Annotated in this window: 12 protein-coding genes; 2 read left to right on the forward strand and 10 right to left on the reverse strand. The window is 44.2% G+C overall.

Translation table 11 applies throughout. The annotated features are described in order from the left end of the window. Window positions 1–25 precede the first annotated feature (25 nt). From V7K67_RS30170 to V7K67_RS30200, 9 genes are all read right to left on the reverse strand, one after another. Entirely contained in the window at window positions 26–220 is a 195-nt protein-coding gene (locus V7K67_RS30170; protein ID WP_334707539.1) for a DUF6887 family protein, read from the reverse strand. Continuing rightward, window positions 217–324, reverse strand: coding sequence for a DUF6888 family protein (locus V7K67_RS34640; protein ID WP_375491707.1), 108 nt, complete (start codon window positions 322–324; stop codon window positions 217–219). Before V7K67_RS34640 ends, V7K67_RS30170 begins: the two co-directional genes overlap by 4 nt. Window positions 325–407: 83 nt before the next feature. After that, complete coding sequence (locus V7K67_RS34645; protein ID WP_442943968.1) at window positions 408–518, reverse strand: DUF6888 family protein; 111 nt, start codon at window positions 516–518, stop codon at window positions 408–410. A 203-nt stretch (window positions 519–721) separates the two neighbouring features. Continuing rightward, entirely contained in the window at window positions 722–2,110 is a 1,389-nt protein-coding gene (locus tag V7K67_RS30175) for an ABC transporter ATP-binding protein (RefSeq protein WP_334707540.1), read from the reverse strand. Window positions 2,111–2,135: 25 nt separating this feature from the next. After that, window positions 2,136–3,869, reverse strand: coding sequence for an ABC transporter permease (locus tag V7K67_RS30180; RefSeq protein WP_334734083.1), 1,734 nt, complete (start codon window positions 3,867–3,869; stop codon window positions 2,136–2,138). Between the two features lie 205 nt (window positions 3,870–4,074). Next, complete coding sequence (locus V7K67_RS30185; RefSeq protein ID WP_334734082.1) at window positions 4,075–4,722, reverse strand: HAD-IA family hydrolase; 648 nt, start codon at window positions 4,720–4,722, stop codon at window positions 4,075–4,077. Between the two features lie 142 nt (window positions 4,723–4,864). Then, complete coding sequence (locus tag V7K67_RS30190) at window positions 4,865–6,058, reverse strand: NAD(P)/FAD-dependent oxidoreductase (protein ID WP_335169662.1); 1,194 nt, start codon at window positions 6,056–6,058, stop codon at window positions 4,865–4,867. 104 nt (window positions 6,059–6,162) lie between these two features. After that, window positions 6,163–6,972, reverse strand: coding sequence for an SDR family oxidoreductase (locus V7K67_RS30195; RefSeq protein WP_334734080.1), 810 nt, complete (start codon window positions 6,970–6,972; stop codon window positions 6,163–6,165). A gap of 108 nt (window positions 6,973–7,080) precedes the next feature. Continuing rightward, window positions 7,081–7,239, reverse strand: coding sequence for a hypothetical protein (locus V7K67_RS30200; RefSeq protein WP_334734079.1), 159 nt, complete (start codon window positions 7,237–7,239; stop codon window positions 7,081–7,083). 204 nt (window positions 7,240–7,443) lie between these two features. Between V7K67_RS30200 and V7K67_RS30205 the strand changes: the two genes are divergently transcribed. Beyond that, complete coding sequence (locus V7K67_RS30205; RefSeq protein WP_334697054.1) at window positions 7,444–7,722, forward strand: GlsB/YeaQ/YmgE family stress response membrane protein; 279 nt, start codon at window positions 7,444–7,446, stop codon at window positions 7,720–7,722. A gap of 58 nt (window positions 7,723–7,780) precedes the next feature. Then, entirely contained in the window at window positions 7,781–8,692 is a 912-nt protein-coding gene (locus V7K67_RS30210) for a general stress protein (RefSeq protein ID WP_335169665.1), read from the forward strand. A 142-nt stretch (window positions 8,693–8,834) separates the two neighbouring features. Here V7K67_RS30210 and V7K67_RS30215 read toward each other — a convergent pair whose 3' ends face one another. Next, complete coding sequence (locus V7K67_RS30215; protein WP_334734077.1) at window positions 8,835–8,960, reverse strand: hypothetical protein; 126 nt, start codon at window positions 8,958–8,960, stop codon at window positions 8,835–8,837. Between the last annotated feature and the right edge of the window lie 487 nt (window positions 8,961–9,447).

Below are 9,447 nucleotides of genomic sequence, written 5' to 3' on the forward strand. Positions count from 1 at the left end.
TGAGGTGTTTACAAAAGTGTGCAGCTTAAGTTTCTTGAGGTGAAGAATTAATTCGCTTTTGCAATTCTGCTTCAAACTCCTCATCGGTGGTGCAAAGCACACCGGGGCGAGAGCGAATAATGTTCAAATAGTGCTGAAATGCATCTTCATCTTGAGGATTCCGCCGCACATAATCACGTAATTCTTGTTCTGTGAGTGATTTATAATTTGATGCAGTCATTCGATTAGTACCTCTCCGGTTGGAAGTATCTCTATTTGTATTGTGTCTCCAACTAGCATAACTATTCGATTGGTGCGAGAGTCCAAGCGAACTAAGTACAACATTTCATTAATTCATAGCGAATAGGACTAAAATAAACTTTGCGCTCCTCTGCGTTTACCTCTGTGTTCCTCTGCGTTTAAAAAAGTTACGAACTTATGCAAAGCTGTACTAAGTTAATCGGTAGCAGTAGTGCGGTGACTCTTACTGATCTTTGGTAGAGCGATTTTAACTGCTCTGGTGTTGGTTCCAATTTCACCTCTATACTCAGTTATCTAGGTTCTGAATCCAAGGCTTGGATTCCACTTTAAAATTTGGCGTTGCTGAATTCCTCCTCCCCCTGATCGTAAATTAAAGGGTTTAAGAACCTGCAATCTACATTTAGCACCCATTTCAGTCGGGGTTTAAATCCCCGTCTGAAATGTCTTTAATTTTGAATTTTGAATTTTGAATTGTTAACCCTCATTCCATCGACTCAGATTCACTACTTGGCGTTGCTGCTAGTTCTGGCAGGTACAATCTATCTTCACTAGCATCATACTCAAACAATTCGGCATAACGCCCCCAATCTACGGCTGTGGCAAATTGCCGCTCGGCTTCTTCATGGGGATAGTATTCATCAAGTAAATCGATAAAGAAATCCGCTCGCATTGAGCGATTCCGTTTTTCCCGCAATGTCTGCACCATGCTAACTACGACTGGCACATTTGATAGCACCTGCTGCCGGAATAGATCTTTACTACGAAGAATAGTTGTAGTTGCAAAATCTTGTCCAATCTCAGTAAGAAAGACATCCCCTTGTGCAACCTCAGCAAAGCCCAACATCACGGTTGCATCAAGCATTGGTAGGAGATCGTCAACGGCTAGCCGGATTCGTTCTGCCAAACGGGGAATATCATCTTTGCCCTCTGGTTGATCGACAATTAACTCCAATAGACCGCTAATACCACCGACTCTGACATGAGGCAGGGGTTTGGCATAAGGTGATTCTTGGATTGCACCAGGCGATCGCGATACTTCTATAGTAGTTGATGTGGTTGCTGTAACTGCCCCAGTTACTTCCACGTCTGGGTTAGTCATCACCGTGTAGATATAATCTATCAGTGATTTGAAGCGGATACTGGTGCGGTCATGAGGCCGCGGCATATCAATCACCACCTCACCGCGAATATACCCCGGATTTGATCCCAAGATAATTACCCGATCTGCCAGAAACAGGGCTTCTTCAATGTTGTGGGTGACAATCAAAATGCTTTTGGATGGAAATGTGCCAGCATTCCATAAATCATCAATTTCCCCCCGCAGGTTCTCAGCCGTCAATACATCGAGGGCGCTGAATGGCTCATCCATAAATAGTACTTGTGGCTCCAGCACAAATGCCCTGGCAAAGCCAACCCGCTGTCTCATTCCCCCAGACAACTCTTTAGGATAGGCACTTTCAAAACCATCTAAACCTACTAAGTCAATGGCTTTAAGCGCTCGTTGTCGTCGTTCATCGCGACCAACACCTTGGGCGTCTAGCCCTAACTCGACGTTTTCTTGTACTGTCAGCCAGGGCAGCAGCGCAAAGCTTTGAAATACCATTGCGACACCAGGGTTAGCACCTTGCAGGCGTTTACCATTGCTGATTACCCTACCTTCACTTGGTGGAATTAAGCCTGCCATAATCCGCAGTAAGGTACTTTTACCGCTGCCACTACGCCCCAGTAATGCTACTACTTCACCCGCAGCTACCGTCAGATTAATGTTGCGGAGAACCTTAAATTCCCCTTTGCCCTCTGGTAGTGGAAAACTCTTATTGACCTGTTCGACAGCAATTAGTACGTTATTAGTAACTTGGGTAGAAGTCATGCTTGCTCCTCTAGCGAGCGATGGTTTAGAGATGGTATTTGGTTTCTGCTAGCTCATACAATCGTCGCCAAAAAACTCTGTTCAGCCCAACAACGAATAGGCTCATCATTCCAATCCCCAGGGTAATCCGAGGCCAGTCACCTGCTCCGGTGGCGTGAGCAATATATGCTCCCAATCCGCTGGCAGTCAGGGTAGTTGACCCCCAAGCGACAACCTCAGAGACAATACTGGCGTTCCATGCGCCACCAGTGGCAGTGACACCACCTGTTACCCAGGCGGAGAAGATGCCGGGAATGATTAACTTGCGCCACAGTAGCCAACCACGCAAATCGAGGCTGGTTGCCATCTCGCGCAAATCTGTTGGGACGCTCATCGCTCCAGCAATGGAGTTGAAGAGGATGTACCACTGGGCGCCCAGGGACATCAACAGAATACTACCCCAATCAATGCTGATATGGGAACGGATAAAAAAGAGGGTAGCGAAGGGAAAGATAAAGTTTGCTGGAAATGAAGCCAGGAATTGCACCACAGGTTGCAACAAAGTTGCTAGTCGGGGATTAAACCCAATGGCTACTCCAACGGGTGTCCAAACTAGAGTTGAAAATACTAGCAATACCAGCACACGTAACAGAGTGAGTAATCCCAGCCCAAAGGTTTTGATGACTTCACTCAGTCCCACAGTTGTGAAAATGAAGTGTAACCCGACAACCAACAGCCCACCAATTACAACCAGTAAGATCAAGTTGTAGAGGCGATCGCCCATTGCTTGCCCACCAGTCTCTACAACACGGGGAGTTCGCGGTGGTGTTAGCAATGAGAGAATACGGTTGATAGCTTCACCCCAAGGAGCTAACACCCGCCCCAGCAGATGAGGAATTCGGGCTGCTTTTAGCAGATCGTAGACCCAGGATTCGGGCGCTTGGGCTGCGGCACTCTGTTCCAAGCGGAACTTATCTGCCCAAGCGACTAACGGCCGCCAAAATAGTTGATTTACTAGGATAATTACGATAGCGATCGCCAATAGCGCCCAACCCAAGGCAGGTAAATTCTCGGCGGCAACTGCGGCTGCTACGTAGGAGCCAATTCCCGGTAGAGTGTATTGCTGGTTGAGTACGCTGATCGCTTCACTCGCAGCTACAAAAAACCAGCCACCTCCAAAACTCATCATTGCATTCCAAAGCAGCCCAATCATGGCCGTAGGAAATTCTAGTTTGGTGAACCGCTGCCATCCCGACAACCGATAAAGCCTGACGGCCTCATCCAGTTCCGGTGGTAGTGTTCTCAGTGAGTGGTAGAACGAAAAGGTCATGTTCCAGACCTGGCTGGTGAAAATCGCAAAAATTGATGCTGCCTCTAGTCCTAATAGGCTTCCAGGAAACAGGGCAATAAAACCTGTAACCGTGATGGATAAAAAGCCTAGTACTGGAACCGACTGCAAGATATCGAGTAGCGGAATCAGAACTCGTTCAGCCCGGCGGCTTTTGGCAGCAATGTAACCATAAATTAAAGTGAACAGCGTTGAGTAAAACAGGGCAATAAACATTCGCAGGGTTGAGCGCCCCGCGTAATAGGGGAGATTACGCGGGTCAAGACTGATGCCTGGCACTACATCTGGTGGTACAAAGCTCACCAATGTTCCAGCACCGACACGTGCAATCAACGCCAGCAGCACTAATGTGCCAAGGATGAGGGCAATATCAGCCAGGCCAAAAGGGAACCGTCGGAGTGCCTCAGGGGAAGGAAAAGTTTGCTTCAGCATTTAACGATAATTAGAGGGCCGGCATACCTTTTTTGAGCTAATAATACATTACTGCCCCCCGTGTACAACGGCAAATAATCTCGTATCTGGTGAATTAACTCTGCTGCGATCGCTAACTAAGTAGTTTATGTTTTAGTGTATTACAGTTGAGATTGCACAGTTTTCTAGGCATTAAATTGACATTTTGACTACTGTCAATCAACCCTCATTTTCCCCGATTGATCCAAACGCCTCTCAATCCAGCTGCTTTAGCTGCATGATAGTCTTCTACAATGCTATCGCCAATATGCCATGCGGCCTCTGGGGAACATTTATGTTTATCTAAAGCAATAGCAAAAATTTGAGGATCGGGTTTAGCTGCACGCACCTGGGTAGAAATGGTGACGGAGGTAAAAAACTCTCTCAATCCCAAACTTTGCAATACTGAATAAATCCGAGAATCAAAATTGGACAGCACCCCCAAGCTAACTCCCAAGCGCCGCCAGTTGATTAAAGCAGGTAAGACATCGGGATAGACAAACCACGGTTCGCCAGTGCCAAAGTGAATGTAAAGTTCGCTAAAAAAAGCCGAAAAGTCAGAAAATTCCTTGAGAACACCTGCATTTTCAAAAGTATTCAGGGCAATTATCCGCCACCAATCAAACTCGCGCTGGGGAATATCTTGCAGTTCCGCATCTGGAAATATCGGTGGCGGCGCTGATTTAAAGCTTTGGCTGAAGGCTGTATTTAATGTTTCGGCTGAAACTATAACGCCAAATTCTTGGGCTATCTGACTATAAACTTCACCCACACTACCTTTGACATCAAAGAGTGTACCCACAGCATCTAAAAAAATAACTTTCGGTTGTTCCATCAATGTTGAATTTTAGATTTTGGCTTGTTAGAAAGTTTCTGTGGGTAGAGTCTAACATCTGCTAAGTAGGTTGGCGAAAATAAAGCAAATCATCGTAAATGTCTTGGAATGTCTTGGTTCTTCACCAATGCCCAACCTTAAGTTAGTGAGAAAGTGTTTCGATGATCGGACGGACTAGCCAATTAAAACCAACTTTAAGCTGATGGTCTAAAGTTGGTAGTCTGTATAAATAGGCAGCACGGCGGGCGACGTATGCCAATGGACCATCTAGTTTAATTCCTAAACCAGTGAGAGTAGCATTGTCTATTCCTAGTGCCATCATTTCTCCTAACTGTTGGTAATGGAAGGGAAGAAGAGGGCGATTAGTCAGAGTTGCCCAGATATTCCAAGCAGTATAATCAGCTTGTTGGAAAGCCGCTTGTGCGGTAGCGGGTACTTGCTGTCCTTCAGTATCATGACAGTCTGCTAAATCTCCCAAGGCAAAGATTTCTGGATGATCAATAACTTGCAGGTTAGGTGTGGTGCTGATTTGACCACGCTGGTTTTGCTTGAGAGAAAGAGATTTGACTACGGGCGCAACCCTAGTTCCTACAGTCCAAATTACCAAATCTACGGGAATCGTATCTAACTGGTTTTTGTACTCTAGGGAAATGGAATTTTGCTCTATAGATTCGACTTTGGTTTCTAAGTCAAGAAACACGCCACGGGCTTCTATTGCTTTTTTTGCTGCTTCCCGATTAAACTCTGGGGAAGTTCGTAAGATTTGGTCAGCGATTTCAACGATCCGAAAGCGTCCTCTTTCGCCTAGTCTGTCGGCTAATTTACAGGCTAACTCTACACCACTGTAGCCAGCCCCAACGATCGCTACTCGAATTTTATCAGCATCGGATTCTTCTAAAAATCGCAGGCGTTCTTCTAAACGATAGGCATCAGAGATTGTGCGGAATGTATAGGCATAAGCTGCTGTACCAGGTACTAAATCTAGCGGTGTCTCACCTCCTAGCGCCAGCACTAATCGGTCGTAAGGGATTTCTGGCCCTTCTTGGATATTTACCCGTTGCTGGTCGATGTCAATTCCAGACACAACCCCTTGATAGAAACGTATACCAGTGCCTTGTAAAAGTTCTTCAAAGGGTGGGGCAATTTCCCAAGTTTGCAGTTCGCCAGTGAGTAATTCGTAAAGTAAAGGAGAGAATAGGAAGCGATCGCTTTGATCTACCAAAACAATTTCAGGTTTTTGCGTAGATTCCCAAGGTAATTGACTTAAGCGCAGGGCTGTGTATAGACCACCAAAGCCTCCGCCAAGGATACAAATTCTAGAAGTTTGTTGAGTCATCTATTCTATACTATGGGACAGTCAATACTAGTTGGATAACTAACTTCAGGGTAACTGAAACGGAAAGACCTGGGTGAGATGGTCAACCCAGAATTAGGCATTACTCACTCCAGCTTAGATAAAAGAGTTCCCCAGTCAATTACAGGCGGTCTTTGTCCTTGGTTGATTATTTCAAAAACTTTCCTAGAACTACTTGGCTGAAAAAGGCATTCCACAGAAGCGCTGGCTACGTCAATCCGGCTGGTATCACCCGAAAGTTGATCGCCAGTGCCTACGATTACGCCGTATTTACCCCCTGTTTTTGCCTTCAGGAGGGTATTAAGGTCGTATGAGGTATAGGGCCCGTCTATAAGCCGTCCTGGGCGGATAATGGTGTAGGGTAATCCTGAATTAATAATGGACTCCTCACCCTTTTGTTTGGCATCTAACACGCCAAAGGCATTAAGAATACTAAAAGGAAACTGATTTTTACGGAGAATTCCACAAGAAGAAACGAAAACGAATCGCTTCAAATTCCGGGGTGCTGCTGCCACTAAATTGCTGACACCTTGGGCATCAACCTTTGCCGGACTATTCTTTGCTTTTGCTTCACTAGATTTGGGGTTAAGGAAAGTGATTCCCCATTCAATCAAGTTCGGGGGTTGGTCAAACTCCCAGCGCGCAGAGGGAAAGGCAGTAGTTCCAGTACAATTTATGATGTGGGTAACATTTTGGGTTGCAGCTGGCAGTGTCGCTGGCTGGCGAATGTCACCAACAGCAATTTCCACTCTCTGGTTAAACATCTCTTCAGCTTTTACGGCATTGCGTGTCAAGACACGAACTTTCAAGCCTTTCTCTAGCAACTTGCCTACCACCAGTTGCCCTACTCCGCCAGTAGCACCAGCAACTAGTACCAAATCTTCAACTGAAGTCACGTCGCTTCGCTCCGAATTCAAAATCTTAGTCTATTGTTAATCTACTGAAAAAATGCGTCGGGCAGTATTCCTAAGTGCTGAGTAATGAGTGCTGAGTAAAAATACCAGTCACCAGTCCCCAGTCATTCTTTCATCCTGGATCTTTGCAATGTATTTCATCACCAGGACAGGGTGCAGAATTTGTAATTGCAATCCCGATTCGAGTCGCAAAATCAGCACAATCATCAATTGGCGATCGCCATAAGCTAAATGACATCTAGTTTGCATATCTAAAATTTATATAGCTCTTGTGGGATGCGTCGAAAAACCCGTTTTAATTATGCAAGTTAAAAGTCGAACAGCTTACCTATCAGTAATATCTAAAGATTTTTGATATTAGTTCTCTAGATAGATCAGAAATTTTGCAGGCAAACTTTAATATAAAGTAAGTCAAAAACAAACAAAGCCGATCCTCAAAGAAGGAGAAATTCTATGACTAACATTATTGCTTGGCTGGTTTTGGGTTTAATTGCAGGTGCATTAGCTAAGTTATTTTATCCCGGTACCCAAGGTGGTGGTATTCTCTCCACCATTGTATTAGGAATCCTTGGAGCCGTATTCGGGGGTTATTTGGGTCAAGTATTGCTAGGAAGTAGTTCAGCCGCCGCCGCATCTGTAGGAGCTTTATCTCTGGGAAGCATTTTATTTTCTGTGATTGGGGCGATGATACTGATTTTCCTTTGGGGTTTACTGACTCGTCGAGCTGTGTAATTACCTCAAGTTAGCTAACAGTTTTGGGAATCACTTCTAGCTGCAATAAACCGATAAAATGACACTAGAAAAAGAGCGAAGAACTGTAGGAGTTTTCGCTGGGTATTCCGATGCACAATTGGTACTTCAGGAGTTAAAAGCTGCTAATTTTCCAATGCACAAAGTTTCTGTTGTTGCACGGAATACAGAAAAACAAAGTGATATTGCTGGTGTTAAAATTAGAGAACACACTAGCAATACATCCTCAGGAGATGCTACTGGAGCCGTTACTGGTGCTGATTTAGATGGTCTTACTGGCTTATTGGTCGGTTTAGTACTCTTGGTAATTCCTGGTATCGGTCCAGTCATCTTAGCCGGAACAGAAGTAACTGCGATCGCTACCACTTTAGCAGGTGGTTTGCCTGCTTTGTTGCTAAGTTTGGGAATCGCTGAAAAGCAAGCACAGGGTTATAGCGATCTTGTCTGCAAAGGTTACTATTTAGTGATAGTAACTGGCATAGAGATAGAAATTCGCATTGCTAAGAGGATTTTTAATCGTCGTGATATTCAACAGTGGGGGGCTTATGAGCCATACTCTACCCCAAATAGTCGCTATAAACACGCACTTGGTATTTTTTATACGTGCCAAGATGCGGAAAAAGCACTTACTGAACTGAGAACTGCGGGCTTTCCAATGAGTCAAATATCGATAGTTACTAAAAATACAAGCAGTCTAGATGGTATTTCGGAGGTAAACATCAGCAGTTCCCAGGATAAATACGCTGTTTTAGGAATTTCTGACGATCTAGCCAGGTATTATGAGCATCATCTGACCCTGGAGCATTACCTCGTAGTCCTAAAAAGCACTGATATATACGTAGCTGGTGCAAGAGCTATTTTAGAGAGTAACAAGATTCAACATTTTACTATCTATAGCCCATCTGAACTTGATGCGACTAGAAGCGATCGCCAGATTATGACAAATTTATAATTCAACGTCAAGTTAATATCAAGAGGCTTCGGTAAATATCGCGATTGTGTGTATTCCTGAAAATTTATTAGCCAAGTAATACACTTGTTCTATAAATCATCTACTCATAAGAGTATTGGTTGCCTTTTGAAACCTTAACTTTCTACCAGAAAACTGCTTGCGATCGCCAAGGTATCAGTTTAACTGTGTATTGATGTACAATGGCGTTGATGTGATATTCAACCGCGAAAGCTACTATATTTAGCGTTTCTAGAAATTGTGTTTTCATAAACTTAATTTTCATTATTCGGCTACTTGATTTTACTATCCAGCTTTTTTAAAGACACAAAATTGTTGAATAATCATAACTAGTGGCGTGGCAAGACTAAAATGTTACAAAAAAATTGTAGGTTGGGGAGCCACTGCGTTGCGCGGGGAACCCGCGTTGTAGCAAGTGGCGTTGGAGGCTTTGCGTAACCAAACATCCTGATATATGTTGGGTTGCGCTCCGCTCCACCCAACCTACGTCTATCTAATGCACAATTTTTTTGCTTGCCACGCCACTAGTACAAGAAGGCAAAAGTAAAAAGAAAGAATGCTTATTTTGTAAGCATTATGCCTATTTTAAATGGGTGGTTTATTTACGTCGTGTTGTACTAGGATATTAAATTAGCGTTGAATTATAGGAATCCTATTTGATTTTTGAAAAAACTCCGTACATTTTAAGAGTGGCAAAATCAAAGGTAGTGTGTCGAATAAACCATTCAAACATCCAT

This window comes from Nostoc sp. (assembly GCF_036917155.1).
Lineage (GTDB): Bacteria > Cyanobacteriota > Cyanobacteriia > Cyanobacteriales > Nostocaceae > Nostoc.